Raw genomic sequence first — 20,322 nt, 5'->3', positions numbered from 1 at the left:
ACGACCGGGAAAGCGGGCTGCATTACAACCGGCATCGCTACTACAATCCGGACAACGGACGCTACCTGACCCCCGACCCGGTGAAGTTGGCGGGTGGGGTGAACGGATATTTGTATGTGCCCAACCCAACGGGGTGGGTGGATCCGTTGGGGTTGAATGCGTGTCCGGGTGGGGATGGGTGTAAGCCAAGCGCGACCGTTCAGGATCCCGCGAAAAACGTTGATCACGCAGAGCCTACTCTCCCGCAAACGACACGCGCAGAACGACAGGCAAGAATTGATGCGTTAACGGAGTCAAATTCAAAACGACAAGTGTTGGAGTGGGAGGATAAATACGATATGCACGCGGTGGAAAAACACGGACCTGATATACCCGAAAAGCGTTTAGAAAGGCGCTCTATAGACGGTACAAACCCAACCACAGGAAAAAAAGAGTTCATCAACTCAAGCTCTCAATTCAAATCCTGGAAAATGCAAATGCATGCAGTGAATATAGCAATGGGTAAAATGCGACAGACCCCACCATCCCCAACAGGAATTGACAAAAAAGGCAATCCCGTCGTCGTAATGGAGTTGCTTGGTGCTGGACGGGGTTACAAACCAAACAACAAAAATATAAACAGCCCTAAATATGTAGAAAACATGGACAAGGCAGAAGTTAGATTTGATAAAAACAACCCAACACGACCATTTACGGCATTCCCAAAGTGAGCAATCTATGCTGAAAGCCCCCTTCACGGACACCCCCTACATCCCAAACATCTCCCACATACTGGGAGCGCTATCAATATACGACCTTGAAAACACCGTCGGAGAAGAACTTCGAAAATACGATCCAAATAACGCACAAGAAAGAGAGAAGATAATTAGGGATTTTATAATAAAAGATCTTCTATATCTGTCTTATAGGCACCGTTACTATTTAATTTTAGAACTCGAAAAGGCTTTGAAAACACCCAAGTACAATTTTGCCAAAGAATTTGAAAGCGATTACGACGAACACATAACTATGGCTTGGGACGAGACCGAGATAGATGATCCGCGACTTTTTTTTGCAGATATTCTGCGCCTAGCCAATGAAGAGTGGAAAGACGATCTGTACAAGGCCAGCCTGGAAGATCAATCCACCTGGTGACTACTGCCTCAACGGCGACGGCCAACCTGCCCCAACACCGTGCCCCAATTTGCCCCTCCCCCCCCTATCTGCTAGTGTCGCGCCCGTTTACCGTCAACCGGAATAGCCGCCATGGCCCGTAAAAAAGTTGCACTCGATTTCGAACAATCCCTCGCCGATCTGCAAACCCTGGTCGAGCGTCTGGAGAACGGCGAGTTGTCGCTGGAAGACTCGTTGACGGCGTTTGAGCAAGGTATCGGCCTGACCCGCGATTGCCAGAGCGCCCTGGCGCAGGCCGAGCAGAAGGTTCAGGTGTTGCTGGAACGGGATGGGGAGTTGGCCGAAGAACCTTTCGACGCGGAACAAGCGCAATGATCGACGTTTATCAGGCCAGCAGTCAGGCCCGGGTCAATGCTGCGCTGGAACCGTTGTTTGTCGCGCCAAGCCCGGAGCTGGCGCGGCTGTATGACGCCATGCGCTACAGCGTGATGAACGGCGGCAAGCGCGTGCGGCCCTTGCTCGCCTATGCGGCCTGTGAGGCGCTGGGTGTGGACGCCGCGCAAGCCAATGGTGCGGCGTGTGCGGTGGAGTTGATTCATGCCTACTCGCTGGTACACGACGATTTGCCGGCGATGGACGATGACGATCTGCGTCGCGGCCAGCCCACCACCCATAAAGCGTTTGACGAAGCCTGTGCAATTCTCGCCGGTGACGGTCTGCAAAGCCTGGCGTTCAGCGCCTTGCTTGATCCGCGCCTGAGTGGCGTCGATGCCCAGATCCGCCTGCGTATGGTCACCGCGTTGGCCGCTGCCGCAGGTCCGGCCGGTATGGTCGGAGGTCAGGCGATTGACCTGGGTTCAGTGGGCCTCAAGCTGGACCAGCAAGCCCTGGAATATATGCACCGGCACAAGACCGGTGCGCTGATCGAGGCTGCCGTGCACCTCGGTGCCTTGGCCAGTGGCCGCGCCGAAGCTGCGCAGTTGGCCGCCTTGCAGGTTTATGCCCGGGCTGTCGGCCTGGCGTTCCAGGTGCAGGACGATATTCTCGACGTAGAAAGCGACACCGCGACCCTTGGCAAACGCCAGGGCGCCGATATTGCCCGTGACAAGCCGACCTATCCGTCGCTGCTGGGGCTGGAAGCCGCCAAGGCCTATGCCCTGGAGCTGCGTGACCAGGCCCTGGCCGCCCTGCGACCATTCGACGCGGCAGCCGAGCCGCTGCGTGACTTGGCGCGGTATATCGTCGAACGCCGCCACTGATTACAGCGGCCATTAGCGCCGCATATCGGCCAAGTTCGGTGCTCTGCGTGGGCAGTTTGCGATGCTTGAGGTAAACTGCCGCCTCTTCTATACCTATAACGATTCGCCTGATGCCCACGACGTTTCAAGAGATTCCCCGCAAGCGCCCGACCACGCCGCTGCTGGACCGTGCCAACACGCCGGCCGGCTTGCGCCGCCTGGGTGAAGCCGAGCTGGAAACCCTGGCCGATGAGTTGCGCCTGGAATTGCTCTACACGGTCGGCCAGACCGGTGGGCATTTTGGTGCCGGCCTGGGCGTCATCGAGCTGACCATCGCGTTGCATTACGTATTCGACACCCCGGACGACCGGCTGGTGTGGGACGTGGGTCACCAGGCGTATCCGCATAAAATCCTCACCGGACGCCGCGAGCGCATGGCCACCTTGCGCCAGAAGGACGGCATTGCCGCCTTCCCGCGCCGCTCCGAGAGCGAGTACGACACCTTCGGCGTCGGCCATTCCAGCACCTCGATCAGCGCAGCCCTGGGCATGGCGATTGCCGCCCGTCTGCAAAACAGCGATCGCAAGGCGATCGCCGTGATCGGTGATGGCGCGCTGACAGCCGGCATGGCGTTTGAAGCGTTGAACCATGCGCCGGAAGTGGACGCCAACATGTTGGTGATCCTCAACGACAACGATATGTCGATCTCGCGCAATGTCGGTGGTTTGTCCAATTACCTGGCGAAAATTCTGTCCAGCCGCACCTACGCCAGCATGCGCGAAGGCAGTAAGAAAGTGCTGTCGCGCCTACCCGGCGCGTGGGAAATCGCCCGTCGCACCGAAGAATACGCCAAGGGCATGCTGGTCCCCGGCACCCTGTTCGAGGAGCTTGGCTGGAACTATATCGGCCCGATCGACGGCCATGACCTGCCGACCCTGATCGCCACCCTGCGCAACATGCGTGACCTCAAGGGCCCGCAGTTCCTGCATATCGTCACCAAGAAAGGCAAAGGCTTCGCCCCGGCGGAAGTCGACCCGATTGGTTACCACGCCATCACCAAGCTCGAACCCCTGGACGCGCCCGTGGCGGCGCCGAAAAAAGCCAGCGGGCCGAAGTATTCCGGCGTGTTTGGCGAATGGCTGTGCGACATGGCCGCCGCCGATCCGCGCTTGGTGGGCATTACCCCGGCGATGAAGGAAGGCTCCGACCTGGTAGCGTTCAGCGAGCGTTTCCCGCTGCGCTACTTCGACGTGGCGATTGCCGAGCAACACGCGGTGACCTTTGCTGCCGGCATGGCCTGCGAAGGCGCCAAGCCGGTGGTGGCGATCTATTCCACCTTCCTGCAACGCGGTTATGACCAATTGGTGCATGACGTGGCGGTGCAGAACCTCGACGTACTGTTCGCCATCGACCGCGCCGGTTTGGTGGGCGAGGACGGCCCGACCCACGCGGGCAGCTACGACTTGTCCTACTTGCGCTGCATCCCCGGCATGCTGGTGATGACCCCAAGCGACGAGAACGAACTGCGCAAAATGCTCAGCACCGGGCACCTGTACAACGGCCCGGCGGCGGTACGCTACCCCCGTGGCAACGGCCCGAATGCAGTGATCGAGAAAGACCTGGAACCGATCGAGATCGGCAAGGGTATCGTGCGTCGCCAGGGCAGCAAGGCCGCGTTCCTGGTATTCGGCGTGCAACTGGCCGAAGCCCTGAAAGTGGCGGAGAAAATCGACGCCACGGTGATCGACATGCGCTTCGTCAAACCTCTGGACGAAGCCCTGGTGCGCGAAATCGCTGGCAGCCATGAGTTGCTGGTGACCGTTGAAGAAAACGCCATCATGGGCGGCGCCGGTGCGGCAGTCAGCGAGTTCCTGGCGCGGGAGAATATCCTCAAGTCGGTGCTGCACCTGGGCTTGCCGGACATCTACGTGGAGCACGCCAAGCCGGCGCAGATGCTGGCTGAGTGCGGGTTGGATGAAGCAGGAATAGAGGCCGCGGTGCGCCAGCGCATGGCCTTGCTCGGCCTGTAACCCAATCCTCCGGTCAAAACCGGATCAAATTGTGGGAGCTGGCTTGCCTGCGATAGCATCACCCCGGTCTATCTGAAAGACCGAGGTGTCTGCATCGCAGGCAAGCCAGCTCCCACATTTGTTTTGTATTGCCTTGGAACCCATGGACGGCCCATGAAATACCTTCGATTTGCCCTGCCACTCCTGTTTTTACCCACTGCGGACCTGCTCGCCGACAGCCGCGACGCCGCCCTGAAGCTCCCCGATGTGGTGATCAGCGCCAACCGCCAGGTGCAGGCGCGCAATGACAGCAGCGCCGCCAACACGGTGTTCACCCGCGACGATATCGACCGCCTGCAACCCTCCAGCGTCACTGACCTGCTCAGCCGCGTGCCCGGCGTGCAAGTGGCGCGGACCGGTGGCCGGGGCAGCTTGCCGGGGATTTTCATACGCGGCACCAAGTCGGCACAAAGCCTGGTGCTGGTGGATGGCCAGCGGATCGCCAATACCACCTCCGGCGACAGCGGCTTGCAATACCTGAATGTCGATCAGATTGAACGGGTGGAAGTGCTGCGCGGGTCGCGCTCGGTGATTTACGGCAGTGACGCGATTGGCGGGGTGATCCAGATATTCACCCGCCGCAATGCCGGACAAGGCCTGCAACCGCGCCTGAAACTGGGCTTTGGCAGTAACAACACCTGGGAGCGCAGCCTGGGGCTGTCGGGCGGCGATGAACGCACGCGCTTCAACCTGGGCGCGAGCCTGGATGAAACCGCCGGTATCGATTGGAGCCACGCCTCATTCCCCAGTGACCGTGACCATGATGCCTATCGCAATAAGTCGCTGAGCCTGAACCTCAGCCATGAGTTCAGTGATGAACTGGAGGTGGGCTTCAACCTGCTGGATAGCCGGGGCAAGTCGGAATATGACAATAGCTTTGGTCGCTATGATTTCGCCACTGGGCAAAGTGTCGGCCAGAAGCCCTATACCGACTACACCGTCAGCAGCGCCAGCGCCTATATCGACGCCCAACTCAACGAGGCATGGCAGACCCGTGTGGAGCTGGGCCACAGCGAAAACCGCGATACCAAACGCGACAAGCTCAGCCCTGACTTCAGTGTGTTCAACACCTACCGCGACTCGATCAACTGGCAGAACGACTTCACGCTCGATCAGCAAAACAGCCTGATCCTGGGTGGCGATTGGTATGAAGACCGTTTTCACGGCAGCACCACGTTCAGCGAAAACAGCCGCTGGAACCGCGCAGCGTTTATCCAGCATCGCTTCAAGGGAGAGTGGTTTTCCACCGAACTGGGGCTGCGTCACGACGACAACCAGCAATTCGGCGCGCAGAACAGTTGGAGCGGTACGCTGACCTTGCCGGTCAATAGCGACAACGACGTATTACTGAGTTACAGCGAAGGCTTTCGTGCGCCGACCTTCAATGATCTGTACTACCCTGGCAGCAGCAACCCCAACCTCAAGCCCGAGCACTCAAAAAGCTATGAGTTGCAATGGCGCAGCCAACTGACCGACACCACACGTCTGGAAACCTCTCTGTATCGCACTGATCTCAAGGACGCCATCATCGCGCAGCAGCAGAACAACTACATTCCGTACAACGTCGCCACCGCCCGTATCAACGGCTTCGAAGCCGCCCTCAAGCAAGAATTGTTCGGCTGGCAAGGCAACCTCGGCCTGTCGATCATCGACCCGCGCGACCGCACCAGCGGCCATACCCTGGCCCGCCGCGCCCGGCGCACCCTGAATCTGGACCTGGATCGGCAGTTCGATCAGTTGAGCCTGGGCGCCAGTTGGCAGGCCATCAGCAGCAGCTACGACGCCGAGGACAATAAAAACCGCCTCGCGGGCTATTACCTGGTGGGATTGCGCAGCGGTTGGGCGCTGAATCGGGAAGTGGCGTTGTCGTTGAAGGTCGATAACCTGCTGGATCGCCGCTATACACGGGCGTGGTACAGCTATGACGATCCGAACTTCCAGAACAACCAGCCGTATCGGGAAGAAGGCCGGACGTGGATGGTTGGGGTGACGTGGACGCCGCAGCTCTGAGGTTGTCTGGGCCGACGTCATCGCAGGCAAGCCAGCTCCCACATTTGACTGTACTCACACGCGGCAGTACAGAATATTTTGGCCGCACCCCAGAACAAATGTGGGAGCTGGCTTGCCTGCGATAGCGGTCTTAGCGGTTCGGCGCAATCACCTGACACAACCTGCCCACCGCCTCCACCATCTGCCCACTGGGCCGCTCCAGCCCTTTATCCGGCACGATCAGCAAGCGCCCCTGGGCCACCGCCGCCACCTGGGGCCAGGCCTTCCAATCGTCCAGTTGCGCTTGATCCGCCGCCAGGATCACCTCGGGGTCACGCTGTAACACCGACTCGATACTGACCTGCGGCGCTGGCAACTTGAGGTCGTCAAACACATTGCGCGCGCCACACACACTTAGCGCGTCGCTGATGATCTGCCCACCGCCCACGGTGTACAGCGGCTGGTTCCAAACCTGGTAGAACACCCGCAACGGCTCGCTGCGGTAATAGCGCTGACGCAGCTCGGCCAAGCGTTGGCGCAAGCGGGCGGCCAGTTGGCGACCATCCTCGGCACGGCCCAACTGCCGGGCGATGGCCTCGACCTGGCTGCTCAGTTGTTCAAGGCTATGGGGTTCGGCGACGTAGATCGGGATGTTCAAGCGCTTGAGCTGCTCGCGCTGGGCAGGGCCGACGCTGCCGGGCCAGAGCAGCAGCAAGTCAGGCTGCAGGCTGAGCAGGCGCTCCAGGTCCAACTGCCCATAACGCCCCACCGAGGGCACATTGCGCAGCGCGTCAGGCCGTTCGCCGCCGTCGAGAACGCCCACCAACAGATCACTGGCGCCCAGTTCAACGACGATTTCAGATAAAGATGGCGCGAGGCTGACCACCCGCTCGACCGCCGTCGCCGACGCGCTGGCGGCCAGCAGCAAAACCGCCAGCCAGAGGCGCATCAACCGAGCTGACGCGGGATGCGATAGAGGTAGAACAGCACCAGGGTCGACAAGGCCAGGAGAAACAGCGGCACCGCTTCCAGGCCGACGAACACCGCCAGCGCACCGATCCAGGCGGGGAATGCCGCGACCAGCAACGCCGTGCGTCGACGGGCCGCAAGGGTGATCCACGCGGCGGGCTCTTCAGGCGTATCGAGGGCCTTGGAGGTGGCGATCAGCGCGTGTTTGTAGCCATGGAAGTAACGCAGGCTGGCAAACATCGAGGCGACACCGGCGATAAAGAACGGCATCGCCAACACCGGCAACAATGGCTCACCCTGGCCAAATACCAGGTTGATCACGAACAACGGCAACACCGCCAGCGCCAGGTACTGCCACCAACTGAACGACAGCCGCCGCTTGACCTGGCCGCGCGTCACGCCCGGTCAACCTCGCCCTGGTGCTCGTTGCCCATCATGTGGTCGAGCTTGCTGGCCTTGGTCGCCAGGTAGAGTTTGTTGTGCGGGTTATGCCCGGTGTGCAGCGGCACGCGCTCGGCAACGGTGATGCCCATTTCGGTCAAGGCTTTGACCTTGCGTGGGTTGTTGGTCATCAGGCGCAGGGACTGGATGCCCAGGTGTTCCAGCATCGGCAGGCAGATGGCGTAGTCGCGCTGGTCGGCGGCAAAGCCCAGGCGCTCGTTGGCCTCGACCGTATCGGCGCCACCGTCTTGCAGTTCGTAGGCGCGGATCTTGTTCAGCAAGCCAATGCCACGGCCTTCCTGACGCAGATACAGCAGCACACCACGGCCTTCACGGGCGATGGCTTGCAACGCGGCTTCCAGTTGCGAACCGCAGTCGCAGCGCTGGCTGAACAGTGCGTCACCGGTCAGGCACTCGGAGTGCACCCGGCCCAGGACCGGGGCGCCATCGGCCACGTCGCCCAGGCTGAGCACGACATGCTCGCGCCCGGAGGCTTTTTCAAGAAAGCCATGCATGGTGAACGTGGCAAAAGGGGTAGGCAGCTTGGAAGCAGCGACGAAAACGACGGGCACCGTGTGCTCCTGATTTCAGATTTCACAGAGGCGGGCATTGTAACAGCACGTTCCTACACACGCTTAAGCTGAATTATCGCTGATAAAGATCAATCGGTTCGATTGGCCTTTGCCTTGGTTCTATGAATGCTCGGCTTTGCATGCAGGAGCGAGCTTGCTTGCGAAGAACCAGAGAGCGCCGCGCTTATCCTGCAACCAAGCGTTATCGTTGACGTTCTTCGCGAGCAAGCTCGCTCCTACATAAAAGCGGGGTGATCAGAACGGATAGGGCTGGTGCCAACGTTCGAAGATGGGTTTCAACTCGCCGCTTGTCACCAGCGACTCCATGCGCCGGTCAAACAACGCCATCAACGCCCGGCCCCGCTCATTGTCGGTAAACCCAAGGAACAGCGGCAGTTCGGCAATGTGCGTGAGCTTGAACACCGCGGGGTCGTCGGCTTGGCCAAGGATGTATTTCAGTTCGGCCAGGGCATCGATGTAGAAATCGGCCCGCCCGTGCTGGAGCATCGGCAAAATCCCGCCGCGCCGCTCGATCTGGTTGAAGCGGTGAATATTGGGCAGGTATTCCTCGTACTTGTAGCCGCGCACCCAGGCCAGGCGGTAGGCACCCAGCGTCTTCAGCGTCGGCTCTGGGCTGCTCGCCAGGCCCAGGGCGTAGATGTGGTCGGCGTCATAGTTCCAGCGGGCGTACAGCACGCCCTCGGTCTCATCGTGATAGGAGCCGACCCAGGCATCTACTTCGCCGCGCCGCGCCAGGCCGACCGAACGGGTGTAAGGCACGCTGCGGATCTTGACCTTGACCCCGGCGGGCTCGAAGACTTCCCGCAGCACGTCCCAGGCCAGGCCGCTGCCGTCGGCGTTGGTGTAGTCATTCCAGGCTTCACTGGCCAGGCGAATCTGGCCGGGTACTTCGGGAGTGTCAGCGGCCCACCCGGCAGATGCGCCAACACACAGCAGGATCAGCAACCAGCGACGTAGGCCCATGATGACGTCCTCCTGGGAAAGCGACCTTTTCTGTAACGTTGTAAAGGGTAGCGCAGCCAGCCGTGTCACGGCGTCTCGCAAAAATGCTGATAACCGCGCACGGCCGGGGTGATGTCGTGGCCACCGGCATCCAGCAGCCTCACTCCCGCTCCCGCCTCCACCCGCCCGACGACATGCACCGGCCACCCCTCAGCCAGCAATGGCCCCAGCTCAGTGGGTGGCAAGGTGAACGCGAGGACGTAATCATCCCCCCCGCTCAAGGCCGCAGAACGCGCCTGCTCATCGCCGAGAAAGGCCAGCAACGCGGCCGACAGCGGCAGCCGTTGTCGCTCGATCACCAGGCTTACGGCCGAAGCCTTGGCGATATGCCCACAATCGGCCAGCAGGCCGTCAGAGATATCCAGCGCAGACGTAGCCTTGCCCCGCAACGCCATGCCCAAGGCCAACTGCGGTTGCGGCGACCAATAGTGGCCCAGCAGCGGCTCGGCGATTTGCGCTGCGGCGCTACGTTGCCCCAATACCAACGGCAAGGCCCCCGCTGCATTGCCCAGGTCGCCGCCGACACACAGCAGGTCGCCCGGTTGCGCACCACTACGGGTCAACGCCAGCCCGGCCGGGACACGGCCAAACACGGTGACGGTCAGGCTCAACGGGCCACGGGTAGTGTCGCCGCCCACCAGGCCCACGCCACAGCGCTGGGCCATGGCGTTCAAACCCTGGGCATAGCGTTGCAACCAATCGGCCGCGACCGTAGGTGTGGTGAGTGCAAGGGTAAAGGCAAGGGGGTAGGCGCCCATGGCCGCCAGGTCGCTGACTGCCACCGCCAGCGAGCGCTGGCCGAGCAGGAACGGATCGCAGGGGTCGGCAAAGTGCACGCCGGCCACCAGGGTATCGGTAGAAATCGCCAGCTGTTCCCCGGGGGGAACTGCCAGCAAGGCGCAGTCGTCGCCGATCCCCAGGGCAATGCCTTCGCCGCCTTGCGCACAGGGCGCGGCGGCGAAATAGGTGCGGATCAGCTCGAACTCGCCCATCAGGGAGCCAAGCGCAGGTTAGCGCTTGTACGCCTTCACTTCGGCTTCACGCAGGCGCGGGGCCAGCTTGTCGAGCACGCCGTTGACGAACTTGTGACCGTCGGTCGAACCGTAGACTTTCGCCAGTTCGATACCTTCGTTGATCACAACGCGATACGGCACGTCGACGCGCTTGAGCAGCTCCCAGGTGGACAGGCGCATCACGCACAGTTCAACCGGGTCCAACTCTTCGAGGGTCAGGTCCAGGCAAGGTGCCAGGGCCGTGTCGATCTCGCTCAGGTTGGCATGCACGCCGTGCAGGATGTCGTGGAAGTACGGCAGGTCGGCGAAGGTAAAGTCGTTATCGACGCGAAACTGCGCTTCGATTTCGGTCAGCGAAGTACCCGCCATCTGACGCTGATACAGCGCCTGGGTCGCCAGCTGACGGGCAGCACGGCGCTTTTCGTTCTTCGACGGTTTGCCGGCGTCCGCAGGACGTGGCTCGCGTGGGTTGAAACGATCGCTCTCGTCGGAAATCACTTGGCCTCCAACTGCGACAGCAGGCTGACCATTTCCAGGGCGGACAGGGCAGCTTCAGCGCCTTTGTTACCGGCCTTGGTGCCGGAACGCTCGATGGCTTGCTCGATGGAATCAACGGTCAGTACGCCGAAGGCCACTGGCACGCCGAACTCCATGGACACCTGGGCCAGGCCCTTGGTGCACTCGCCAGCCACGTATTCGAAGTGCGGAGTACCGCCACGAATGACCGCGCCCAGGGCGATGATCGCTGCGTATTCGCCTTGCTGGGCAACTTTCTGCGCAACCAGTGGAATTTCGAAGGCGCCAGGGGCACGGATAATCGTGATATCGCTTTCGCTCACACCGTGGCGAACCAGGGCGTCCACGGCACCGCTTACCAGGCTTTCAACCACGAAGCTGTTGAAGCGGCCAACCACCAGGGCGTAGCGGCCTTTGGGGGCGATGAAGGTACCTTCGATGGTCTTCAGGGTCATTCGACAAATCTCTTAAAGAGCCGGGACGCGTCTATGACGCGCCCCTTAGTGATATTTGAACCGCGAACAAGGAGCGATAATCGCCGGCCTTTATTCGGAGGGCACGTATTCTACTACTTCCAGGTCGAAACCGGATATCGCATTAAATTTCATGGGTGCGCTCATCAGGCGCATTTTGCGCACGCCCAGGTCACGCAGGATCTGCGAACCGGCACCGACGATGCTGTAGGTGGTCGGCTTTTTCACCGGTACCTGGTCAGCGCTTTCGCGGATATGCGCCAGCAGCACATCGCCATCCACCGGATTGCCCAGCAGCAGCACGACACCGCTGCCCGCCTGGGAAACCGCGGCCATGGCGGCTCGCAGGCTCCAGCGGCCCGGCTGCTTGACCATCAACAGGTCGCGCAGCGGGTCCATGTTGTGCACACGCACCAGGGTCGGCTCTTCGGCGCAGATGTTGCCCAGGGTCAGCGCCATGTGCACGTCGCCTTCCACCGAATCACGGTAGGTCACCAGGTTGAAATGCCCCAGTTCGCTGTCCAGCGGCTGCTCGGCAATCCGCTGAACGGTACGTTCGTGGATCATCCGGTAGTGAATCAGGTCGGCAATGGTGCCGATCTTGATGTTGTGCTCGGCGGCAAAGGCTTCCAGTTCCGGGCGACGCGCCATGGTGCCGTCGTCGTTCATCACTTCGCAGATCACCCCACTCGGCTCGAACCCGGCCATGCGCGCCAGGTCGCAGGCAGCCTCTGTGTGGCCGGCACGGGCCAGGGTGCCGCCAGGCTGGGCCATCAGCGGGAAGATATGGCCAGGGCTGACGATATCTTCGGCCTTGGCGTCTTTGGCGGCAGCGGCTTGCACGGTGCGGGCGCGGTCAGCGGCAGAGATGCCGGTGGTCACGCCGGTGGTCGCTTCAATCGAGACGGTGAACTTGGTGCCAAACCCCGAACCATTGCGCGGCGCCATCAGCGGCAGCTTGAGCAGTTCGCAGCGCTCGCGGCTCATGGGCATGCAGATCAGGCCACGGGCGTGCTTGGCCATGAAGTTGATGTGTTCAGGCTGGCACAACTCGGCGGCCATGATCAGGTCGCCTTCGTTCTCGCGGTCTTCGTCATCCATCAGGATGACCATCTTGCCTTGGCGGATATCTTCAACCAGTTCTTCGATGCTATTGAGCGCCACGCGGCACCCCCTTGGTCAGGATTTCAGGTAGCCGTTAGCGGCCAGAAAACTTTCGGTGATGTTACCGGCTGCAGGCTCTGCGGCCTTATCGCCCAGCAACAGGCGCTCCAGGTAACGGGCAAGCAAGTCCACTTCCAGGTTCACCCGGCGACCTGGCTGGTATGAGGCCATGATGGTTTCGCTGAGGGTGTGGGGAATGATCGTCAGTTCGAATTCGGCGCCGTTCACGGCGTTCACGGTCAGGCTGGTGCCATCGACGGTGATCGAGCCTTTGTGGGCGATGTACTTGGCCAGTTCTTTAGGGGCCCGGATGCGGAACTCCACGGCCCGCGCGTTTTCGCTGCGCGCCACCACTTCGCCGACGCCGTCGACGTGGCCGCTGACCAAGTGGCCGCCCAAACGGGTGGTCGGGGTCAGGGCTTTTTCCAGGTTGACCGGGCTGCCAGCCTTGAGGTCATTCATCGCGGTGCAGTCCAGGGTCTCGCGGCTGACGTCGGCGGCAAAGCCGTTGCCCGGCAGTTCGATGACGGTCAGGCACACGCCGCTGACGGCGATGCTGTCGCCCAGCTTGACGTCGCCAAGGTCGAGCTTGCCGGTTTCAACCAACAGGCGCACGTCGCCGCCTTTGGGGGTCATGGCGCGGATGCTGCCGATGGATTCGATAATGCCGGTGAACATGGCCTTCTCCTGGAAAACAGTGCGGGCGCCTGGGCGCCCGGTCGGAATTATACGCTCGCTGGGGGGAGCGGGATGGCAGTGACTCGCCAGTCGTCGCCGACAGCGCGCATTTGCGTGATCTTGAGTTGGGGGGCGTCGGCCAGCTTCTCAAGCGGCCAGTCCAACAATGGCCGAGCGGCGGAGCCCAAGAACTTGCCGGCGACGAAAATCACGTATTCGTCCACCAGGCCCTGCTGGGCAAACGCGCCTGCCAGGCTCGGCCCGGCTTCCACCAGCACCTCGTTGACGCCACGGGCCGCCAGGGCCACCAGCGCCGAGCGCAGGTCGACCTGGCCGTCGACACCCGGTACCACCAGGCATTCGGGGCCACGGGGGAACTGGTTTTCGGGGGTCACGCAGGTGATGACCAGCGCCGGGCCGGCCTTGAAGAACGGCGCGTTGAGCGGCACCCGCAGGCGGCCGTCGATCAGCACGCGCAGCGGCGGGCGCGACATCGCCAGGGCGGTGGTCTGCGCGTCCAGGCCCAGTTCGGCGGCGCGCACGGTCAGGCGCGCGCCATCGGCCAGCACCGTGTCGGCGCCTGTCAGCACCACACTGGCCTCGGCCCGCAGGCGCTGTACGGCGGCGCGGGCGGCAGGGCCGGTGATCCACTGGCTTTCACCACTGGCCATCGCGGTGCGGCCATCCAGGCTCATCGCCAGTTTGACCCGCACAAACGGCAGGCCGTGTTCCATACGCTTGAGGAACCCGGGGTTCAAGGCGCGCGCCTGGCTTTCCAGTACGCCGCTGAGCACCTCGATACCGGCCTGGGCCAGGCGCTGCATGCCGCGCCCGGCCACTTCCGGATTCGAGTCCTGCATGCCCGCCACCACCCGCGCCACGCCGGCCGTCACCAGCGCATCGGCGCAAGGTGGCGTATGACCATAATGGCTGCACGGTTCAAGGGTCACGTACACCGTGGCACCCCGGGCTTTATCGCCAGCAGCGCGCAGGGCGTTGGGCTCGGCATGGGGTTCGCCGGTGCGCTCGTGCCAGCCTTCGCCGACAATCTGCCCATCACGCACAATCACGCAGCCGACCCGTGGGTTGGGGTGGGTGGTGTAGAGGCCCTTGCGCGCCAATTCGAGGGCGCGGGCCATGTAATGGGCGTCAAGCACGGCCTGCTCAGCAGAAGGAAGGTTCATTCTTTGACCGGCTCACGGGCCAGGCGGTCGATCTCTTCGCGGAACTCGTTGAGGTCCTGGAAGCGTCGATACACCGAGGCGAAACGAATGTAGGCGACTTCGTCGAGCTTTTGCAGCTCGCCCATCACCAGTTCTCCAACCACCAGGCTCTTGACCTCGCGCTCACCGGTCGCCCGCAGCTTGTGCTTGATATGCACCAGCGCCGCTTCCAGCCGCTCGACACTCACCGGGCGTTTTTCCAGGGCACGCTGCATACCAGCGCGCAGTTTGTCTTCGTCGAAGGGCTGGCGGCTGCCGTCGGACTTGATCAGGCGTGGCAGTACCAGTTCGGCGGTTTCGAAGGTGGTGAAACGTTCACCGCAGGCCAGGCATTCGCGCCGGCGACGCACTTGATCGCCCTCGGCGACCAGACGCGAGTCAATGACCTTGGTGTCGTTGGCACCGCAGAAGGGACAGTGCATGGTGGCAGGCAACAAAAAAAGGGAGGGCCATGGTAGCGCATCCCCGTGGCAAGACAAGCCATAGCCTTTACGGTATATAGGCTGACTATTATGTTTCTTATGTTTAGTTCACGGATTTTTGCCCTTTTTGGAGCCGTACATGCCGTTACGACCGCTGGTTTTACTCACAATGTTCAGTTTTCTGGTCGCCTGCAGCAGCGAGGCACCAAAACCAGCGGCCCCGCAACCCACGCCGCAACAAGAGAAAAAAATCCCCGGCCAGGAGCCTCTCGGGCCTTTGCCGGCGTATCAGCGTGAAGTGAGCGGCACCCTCAATGGCGTGCCGGCCGGCGCCGAAGTCGAGCTGGCGTTGCTGGTGATCGACGAGCGCAGCCGCCCGCAACAACTGCTGGCCAGCAGCGTGCTGATCGGCAACAACAAACCACTGGCCTTCCGCCTGCGCTTCAACCCCCAAGCCTTCCCGAGCGGCGCCCGCGTTGAGTTGCGTGGTCGCGCCAGCCAGTCCGGGCAGTTGATCCTGCATCTGCCGGCGGTGCGCATCCAGCAGCCGATCACCCAGACCACCGGGCCACTGCAACTCGTCCGCGCACCATGACGCCACCGCTGCACCTGCAACGAGCCTTGAGCGAGCTGATCGGCGACGCGCAACTGGTGCCCTGCCCATTACCGGGCACCGACCTGTCGTTATGGCTGCTGGACGCCGACAACATGCACCGCGCCTTCAGCCCTGAGGAAACCCGGCGCATCCTGCACGAGCCGCCCTACTGGAGCTTCTGCTGGGCCAGCGGCCTGGCACTGGCCCGTTACCTGGCGGCCAACCCGCAGTGGGTGGCGGGCAAGCGGGTCCTGGATTTTGGCGCCGGCTCCGGGGTGGCGGGGATTGGCGCAGTAAAAGCCGGTGCCCTGGAAGTGGTGGCCTGCGACCTCGACCCGCTGGCACTCGGCGCCTGCCGGGCGAATGCTGAACTCAATGGCGTGACGCTGGGCTATTCGGCAGACTTTTTTGCCGAGGCCGATCGTTTCGACCTGATCCTGGTGGCGGACGTGCTGTACGACCGGGCGAACCTGCCGCTGCTGGATCAGTTCCTCACCCGCGGGCGAGAAGCGCTGGTCGCCGATTCACGGGTGCGGGATTTCCAGCATCCGGACTATCAGCGGCTGGGGATTCTGGAGGCGTTGACGTTGCCGGATCTGGCGGAGCCTTGGGAGTTTCGCAAGGTGAGCCTGTACCATTCGCGCAGGCCTTGAGTCCGTCGCCAGCAAGCCGGCTCCTACAGCGCTTGTCTGCGCTTTCAGCCAACTGCACCAAGCCTTATAGTTGCCCCATTCCCGCTTTCTTCGAGATACCCCATGAGTGAGCCCACGCCGTACATTTTCGATGTCACCACCGCCACCTTCGATCAGGCTGTCATCGAAAACTCGTTCCACAAACCCGTGCTGGTGGATTTCTGGGCCGAATGGTGCGCGCCATGCAAGGCGCTGATGCCGTTGCTGGCGCAGATTGCCGAGAGTTATCAGGGCGAGCTGCTGCTGGCCAAGGTCGATTGCGAAGCCGAGCAGGATATCGTTGCGCGCTTTGGCATTCGCAGCCTGCCGACCGTGGTGCTGTTCAAGGACGGTCAGCCGGTGGATGGGTTTGCCGGGGCGAAGCCGGAGTCTGAGATTCGCGCGTTGCTGGAGCCCCATGTGCAGCTGCCGCCACCGGCCGATGAGGACCCGCTGGAGCAAGCCCAGGCGTTGTTTGCCGAGGGACGAATCAGTGAGGCCGAGGCTGTGCTGGTGACCTTGCTGGGTGAAGACAACACCAACGCCGCGGCGTTGATCCTCTACGCTCGCTGCCTGGCCGAGCGTGGCGAACTGGGCGAAGCGCAGACCGTACTCGACGCGGTCAAGAGCGACGCCCACAAGGCGGCCCTCGCCGGTGCCAAGGCTCAGATCACCTTCCTGCGCCAGGCTGCCGACCTGCCTGATACCGCCGACCTCAAGGCCCGCCTGGCGCAAAACCCGCAGGACGATGAAGCCGCGTATCAACTGGCCGTGCAGCAATTGGCCCGCCAGCAATACGACGCGGCGCTGGAAGGCCTGCTGAAGCTGTTTATCCGCAACCGCAGCTACAACGAAGGCCTGCCACACAAGACGCTGCTGCAGGTGTTCGAGTTGCTGGGCAACGACCACCCGCTGGTCACGGTGTATCGCCGCAAGTTGTTCGCCGCGCTGTACTAATCAGCGATCCAACTGTATTGCGGCGTATCCCCGCCGCTGGCCACCTTCACCTTGGCGCTATGGCGCAGGCGTACCAACAGGCGCTTGCCCGCCTGGGCGTTGCCGGCCAAGCCTTCGAGGCGGTCCGACAGCTCCAGCCCGCTGAGTTGCCCGGCCTCGCGCAGCAGGTCCTGGGCGGCCTGCCACAGGTTAGCGTCCTGATTGAGCGGCGCGGGGGTGACAGGCGCCTCGCCCGTCACCGGCGTGGTCGCCTGCAGGTGCACGCCCAGCCGTGCCCAATCGCTCTCGTCCAACTCCAGGGTCAAGTCCACGGGCAGCTCGCCGATGGTTCCACGAATTCGCATCATTGCTCGTCCTCCAAGACTTTTCTGACGAGCATGCTCCCATGCGTCTTGCGCTGCGCCAAGCAGACGGTCAAACTCCTCTGGCTTTCGTTATAAGATTACATAACAAAATATTCATTCACGCCCGGGAGTTTTTCTATGCGCCGCCTGTTGCTCGCTTTGCCGTTTGCCCTGTTGCCCCTGGCTGCCCTGGCGGCTGACGAACACGACCACGATCATGACCATGAACACGGCAGCCTTGGCGCCCATGAGCATGGCGTTGCCCGCCTTAACGCGGTGCTCGATGGCAAGGCCTTGGAACTGGAGCTGGAAAGCCCGGCGATGAACCTGGTGGGTTTCGAACACCTGGCCACCACCGACGCAGACAAAGCCAAGGTCGCCGCCGCCCGTAAACAGTTGGAACAGCCCTTGGCACTGTTCAGCCTGCCAAAAGCCGCCGGTTGTGTGGTCAGCAGCCAAGAGTTCGAAAGCCCGCTGTTCGGCGACAAGCCAGAAGACGATCATGACCACGCCACCGATGGCAAAGGCGCCGCTGCCCATGACCATGACCACAGTGAAATCCACGCCCACTACCAGTTCACCTGCACCAGCCCTGCCGCGCTGAAAAACCTCGACCTGGCGAACCTCTTCAAGACCTTCCCCGCCACCCAAAAAATTCAGGTACAACTGATCGGCCCGAGCGGCCAGCAGGGTGTTGAAACGGCGGCCAAGACTGCCACCCTGAAATTCTGACTCCACACGCTCAACTGTAGGAGCTGGCTTGCCTGCGATGGCATCGGCGCGGTGTCGCAGATACACCGCGTAGTCTGCATCGCAGGCAAGCCAGCTCCTACAGGTGACCGCGCTCTGCAGGTGATACTGAGTTCCCATGACCCAAGCACTGATCGAACTGTCCGACCTGGGCTTTAACTGGCCCGGGCACCCCCAGTTGCTGGATATCCCGGTGTTTCGCCTGGAGCCTGGGGAAACCCTGTTTCTCAAGGGCCCCAGCGGTAGCGGCAAGACCACCCTGCTAGGCCTGTTGGGCGGCGTGCAGAAACCCACGCGTGGCAGCATTCGCTTGCTCGGCCAGGAGCTGACCGAGCTGTCGGCCGGCGCCCGTGATCGGTTTCGGGTCGACCACACCGGCTACATCTTCCAGCAGTTCAACCTGCTGCCGTTTCTCTCGGTACGCGAGAACGTTGAACTGCCTTGCCATTTCTCCAAGCTGCGCGCGCAACGCGCGACCCAGCGGCATGGCAGCATCGATCAAGCCGCCGCGACCTTGCTCGCGCACCTGGGCCTCAAGGATGAGGGCTTGCTTGAACGCCGCGCCGACTCGCTGTCCATCGGCCAACAACAACGGGTCGCCGCCGCCCGCGCACTGATCGGCCAACCGGAACTGGTGATCGCCGACGAGCCGACGTCGGCCCTGGACCACGATGCACGGGAAGCCTTCCTTCAATTGTTGTTCGCCGAATGCCGCGAGGCGGGCGCCAGCCTGTTGTTCGTCAGCCATGACCAGAGCCTGGCTTCGCTGTTCGACCGCAACCTGTCGTTGGCCGAACTCAATCGCGCCGCCACGCCGCTCGAGGTTTGAGATGTATTTGTTCCGTCTAGCCATGGCCAGCCTGGCAAACCGCCGCTTTACCGCGATCCTCACCGCCTTCGCCATCGCCCTGTCGGTGTGCCTGCTATTGGCGGTCGAGCGTGTGCGTACCGAGGCGCGCGCCAGCTTTGCCAGCACCATCAGCGGCACCGACCTGATCGTCGGCGCCCGCTCCGGCTCGGTCAACCTGCTGCTGTACTCGGTATTTCGCATCGGCAACGCCACCAACAACATCCGCTGGGACAGCTTCGAGCACTTCGCCGCCAGCCCGCAGGTGAAATGGGCGATCCCCATGTCCCTGGGCGACTCCCATCGCGGTTACCGAGTGATGGGCACTACCGACGCCTACTTCGAACACTACCAATACGGGCGCAGGCAGAACCTGCAACTGGCCAGCGGCCGCGCCTTTGCCACTGACCCTTTTGAAGTGGTGCTCGGCGCCGAAGTAGCTGACGCGCTGCATTACAAACTCGGTGACAAGCTGGTGCTCGCCCACGGCGTGGCGGTGGTCAGCCTGGTCAAGCACGATGACAAACCCTTCACCGTGGTCGGCATTCTGCAACGCACCGGCACCCCGGTGGACCGAACGCTGCATATCAGCCTGGGCGGCATGGAAGCAATCCATATCGACTGGCACAACGGCGTGCCGGCCCAGGGCAAGGGCCGGATCAGTGCCGACCAGGCGCGCAATATGGACCTCACGCCACAAGCCATCACCGCGTTTATGCTGGGTTTGAACAACAAGATTTCGACCTTCGCCCTGCAACGCCAGATCAACGAGTTCCGTGGCGAGCCGATGCTGGCGATCCTGCCGGGCGTGGCCTTGCAAGAGCTGTGGAGCATGATGGGCACTGCGGAAAAGGCGTTGTTCGTGATCTCCCTGTTTGTGGTGCTGACCGGGTTGATCGGCATGCTCACGGCGATCCTCACCAGCCTCAATGAGCGGCGCCGGGAAATGGCGATCCTGCGTTCCGTGGGGGCGCGGCCCTGGCATATTGCGAGCTTGCTGATTTTCGAGGCCTTCGCCCTGGCCCTGGCCGGCGTGGTGGCGGGGGTTGGCCTGCTGTATGTGTGTATCGCTGCGTCCCGTGGCTATTTGCAGGCCAATTACGGTCTGGACCTGCCGCTGGCGCTGCCCAGCCCGTATGAATGGACGCTGCTCGCCGGTATCCTGATCGCCGCCCTGCTGATGGGCAGCGTGCCGGCCTGGCGCGCCTATCGCCAATCCTTGGCCGATGGCCTGTCGATCCGTTTATGAGGAAGG

General features: G+C 62.1%; 24 protein-coding genes. 12 read left to right on the top strand and 12 right to left on the bottom strand.

The genetic code is table 11. The annotated features are described in order from the left end of the window. From FIV38_RS22835 to FIV38_RS22810, 6 genes are all read left to right on the top strand, one after another. Positions 1-710: RHS repeat-associated core domain-containing protein (locus tag FIV38_RS22835; RefSeq protein ID WP_146492577.1), on the top strand; the 710-nt coding region annotated here is incomplete at its 5' end. A 7-nt stretch (positions 711-717) separates the two neighbouring features. Then, the gene (locus FIV38_RS22830) at positions 718-1,134 is read left to right on the top strand and encodes a hypothetical protein (RefSeq protein WP_070995311.1); all 417 of its coding nucleotides are present in this window, start codon (positions 718-720) and stop codon (positions 1,132-1,134) included. 111 nt (positions 1,135-1,245) lie between these two features. Continuing rightward, positions 1,246-1,488: an exodeoxyribonuclease VII small subunit gene (locus FIV38_RS22825; protein WP_029299452.1), complete on the top strand. Its 243-nt coding sequence runs from the start codon at positions 1,246-1,248 to the stop codon at positions 1,486-1,488. Next, a complete protein-coding gene (gene ispA, locus FIV38_RS22820; protein ID WP_029299449.1) occupies positions 1,485-2,372 on the top strand; it encodes a (2E,6E)-farnesyl diphosphate synthase in 888 nt (295 codons plus the stop codon). The genes FIV38_RS22825 and ispA overlap by 4 nt, the downstream gene beginning before the upstream one ends. A gap of 110 nt (positions 2,373-2,482) precedes the next feature. Next, the gene (dxs, locus tag FIV38_RS22815; protein ID WP_029299448.1) at positions 2,483-4,381 is read left to right on the top strand and encodes a 1-deoxy-D-xylulose-5-phosphate synthase; all 1,899 of its coding nucleotides are present in this window, start codon (positions 2,483-2,485) and stop codon (positions 4,379-4,381) included. A gap of 153 nt (positions 4,382-4,534) precedes the next feature. Beyond that, positions 4,535-6,430, top strand: a complete 1,896-nt coding sequence (locus tag FIV38_RS22810) for a TonB-dependent receptor domain-containing protein (protein ID WP_092230744.1) — start codon at positions 4,535-4,537, stop codon at positions 6,428-6,430. Positions 6,431-6,560: 130 nt separating this feature from the next. Here the strand turns inward: FIV38_RS22810 and FIV38_RS22805 are convergent, their stop codons facing one another. The 11 genes from FIV38_RS22805 to nrdR form a co-directional block, all read right to left on the bottom strand. Further along, complete coding sequence (locus FIV38_RS22805) at positions 6,561-7,358, bottom strand: cobalamin-binding protein (RefSeq protein ID WP_070995308.1); 798 nt, start codon at positions 7,356-7,358, stop codon at positions 6,561-6,563. Then, positions 7,358-7,777 carry a nuclear FMR1 interacting 1 family protein gene (locus FIV38_RS22800; RefSeq protein ID WP_070995307.1) on the bottom strand — a complete coding sequence of 140 codons (420 nt, stop codon included), beginning with the start codon at positions 7,775-7,777 and terminating at the stop codon, positions 7,358-7,360. The genes FIV38_RS22805 and FIV38_RS22800 overlap by 1 nt, the downstream gene beginning before the upstream one ends. Continuing rightward, on the bottom strand, positions 7,774-8,391 hold the full coding sequence (gene ribA / locus FIV38_RS22795) for a GTP cyclohydrolase II (protein ID WP_029299440.1): 618 nt from the start codon (positions 8,389-8,391) through the stop codon (positions 7,774-7,776). The genes FIV38_RS22800 and ribA overlap by 4 nt, the downstream gene beginning before the upstream one ends. A 255-nt stretch (positions 8,392-8,646) precedes the next feature. After that, the gene (locus FIV38_RS22790) at positions 8,647-9,375 is read right to left on the bottom strand and encodes a substrate-binding periplasmic protein (protein WP_029299439.1); all 729 of its coding nucleotides are present in this window, start codon (positions 9,373-9,375) and stop codon (positions 8,647-8,649) included. A gap of 65 nt (positions 9,376-9,440) precedes the next feature. After that, complete coding sequence (thiL, locus tag FIV38_RS22785; protein WP_092230747.1) at positions 9,441-10,406, bottom strand: thiamine-phosphate kinase; 966 nt, start codon at positions 10,404-10,406, stop codon at positions 9,441-9,443. Between the two features lie 18 nt (positions 10,407-10,424). Then, positions 10,425-10,925: a transcription antitermination factor NusB gene (gene nusB, locus FIV38_RS22780; protein WP_092230750.1), complete on the bottom strand. Its 501-nt coding sequence runs from the start codon at positions 10,923-10,925 to the stop codon at positions 10,425-10,427. Further along, positions 10,922-11,398 (bottom strand): 6,7-dimethyl-8-ribityllumazine synthase, encoded by a 477-nt coding sequence (gene ribH / locus FIV38_RS22775; protein ID WP_003176356.1) that lies wholly within the window; start codon positions 11,396-11,398, stop codon positions 10,922-10,924. The genes nusB and ribH overlap by 4 nt, the downstream gene beginning before the upstream one ends. Before the next feature lie 90 nt (positions 11,399-11,488). Then, entirely contained in the window at positions 11,489-12,580 is a 1,092-nt protein-coding gene (ribBA, locus tag FIV38_RS22770; protein ID WP_029299436.1) for a bifunctional 3,4-dihydroxy-2-butanone-4-phosphate synthase/GTP cyclohydrolase II, read from the bottom strand. A gap of 15 nt (positions 12,581-12,595) precedes the next feature. Beyond that, positions 12,596-13,258 carry a riboflavin synthase gene (locus FIV38_RS22765; RefSeq protein ID WP_029299435.1) on the bottom strand — a complete coding sequence of 221 codons (663 nt, stop codon included), beginning with the start codon at positions 13,256-13,258 and terminating at the stop codon, positions 12,596-12,598. Between the two features lie 47 nt (positions 13,259-13,305). Further along, positions 13,306-14,442 (bottom strand): bifunctional diaminohydroxyphosphoribosylaminopyrimidine deaminase/5-amino-6-(5-phosphoribosylamino)uracil reductase RibD, encoded by a 1,137-nt coding sequence (ribD, locus tag FIV38_RS22760; RefSeq protein WP_092230753.1) that lies wholly within the window; start codon positions 14,440-14,442, stop codon positions 13,306-13,308. Beyond that, positions 14,439-14,903 carry a transcriptional regulator NrdR gene (nrdR, locus tag FIV38_RS22755; RefSeq protein ID WP_029299433.1) on the bottom strand — a complete coding sequence of 155 codons (465 nt, stop codon included), beginning with the start codon at positions 14,901-14,903 and terminating at the stop codon, positions 14,439-14,441. Before nrdR ends, ribD begins: the two co-directional genes overlap by 4 nt. 139 nt (positions 14,904-15,042) lie before the next feature. Between nrdR and FIV38_RS22750 the strand changes: the two genes are divergently transcribed. The 3 genes from FIV38_RS22750 to trxA all read left to right on the top strand — a co-directional run bounded on the left by FIV38_RS22750 (position 15,043) and on the right by trxA (position 17,126). After that, positions 15,043-15,498, top strand: a complete 456-nt coding sequence (locus tag FIV38_RS22750) for a YbaY family lipoprotein (protein ID WP_029299432.1) — start codon at positions 15,043-15,045, stop codon at positions 15,496-15,498. After that, positions 15,495-16,151: a class I SAM-dependent methyltransferase gene (locus FIV38_RS22745; protein WP_092230756.1), complete on the top strand. Its 657-nt coding sequence runs from the start codon at positions 15,495-15,497 to the stop codon at positions 16,149-16,151. Before FIV38_RS22750 ends, FIV38_RS22745 begins: the two co-directional genes overlap by 4 nt. 102 nt (positions 16,152-16,253) lie before the next feature. Further along, a complete protein-coding gene (trxA, locus tag FIV38_RS22740) occupies positions 16,254-17,126 on the top strand; it encodes a thioredoxin (protein ID WP_029299428.1) in 873 nt (290 codons plus the stop codon). Here trxA and FIV38_RS22735 read toward each other — a convergent pair. Further along, positions 17,123-17,473 carry a hypothetical protein gene (locus tag FIV38_RS22735; RefSeq protein WP_029299425.1) on the bottom strand — a complete coding sequence of 117 codons (351 nt, stop codon included), beginning with the start codon at positions 17,471-17,473 and terminating at the stop codon, positions 17,123-17,125. The two genes, trxA and FIV38_RS22735, sit on opposite strands and share 4 nt — an antisense overlap. 135 nt (positions 17,474-17,608) lie before the next feature. Between FIV38_RS22735 and FIV38_RS22730 the strand changes: the two genes are divergently transcribed. The 3 genes from FIV38_RS22730 (at position 17,609) to FIV38_RS22715 (ending at position 20,316) form a co-directional block, all read left to right on the top strand. Beyond that, positions 17,609-18,202 (top strand): DUF2796 domain-containing protein, encoded by a 594-nt coding sequence (locus FIV38_RS22730; protein WP_092230759.1) that lies wholly within the window; start codon positions 17,609-17,611, stop codon positions 18,200-18,202. Between the two features lie 136 nt (positions 18,203-18,338). Further along, positions 18,339-19,049 carry an ABC transporter ATP-binding protein gene (locus FIV38_RS22720; protein ID WP_092230762.1) on the top strand — a complete coding sequence of 237 codons (711 nt, stop codon included), beginning with the start codon at positions 18,339-18,341 and terminating at the stop codon, positions 19,047-19,049. A gap of 1 nt (position 19,050) precedes the next feature. Further along, a complete protein-coding gene (locus FIV38_RS22715; RefSeq protein WP_092230765.1) occupies positions 19,051-20,316 on the top strand; it encodes an ABC transporter permease in 1,266 nt (421 codons plus the stop codon). The last annotated feature ends 6 nt before the right edge of the window (positions 20,317-20,322 follow it).

It is taken from the genome of Pseudomonas proteolytica (genome assembly GCF_007858275.1).
Classification (GTDB): Bacteria; Pseudomonadota; Gammaproteobacteria; order Pseudomonadales; family Pseudomonadaceae; genus Aquipseudomonas; species Aquipseudomonas proteolytica.
Note: the sequence above shows the minus strand (reverse complement) of the source record. Positions and strands in the feature narration are given on the sequence as shown.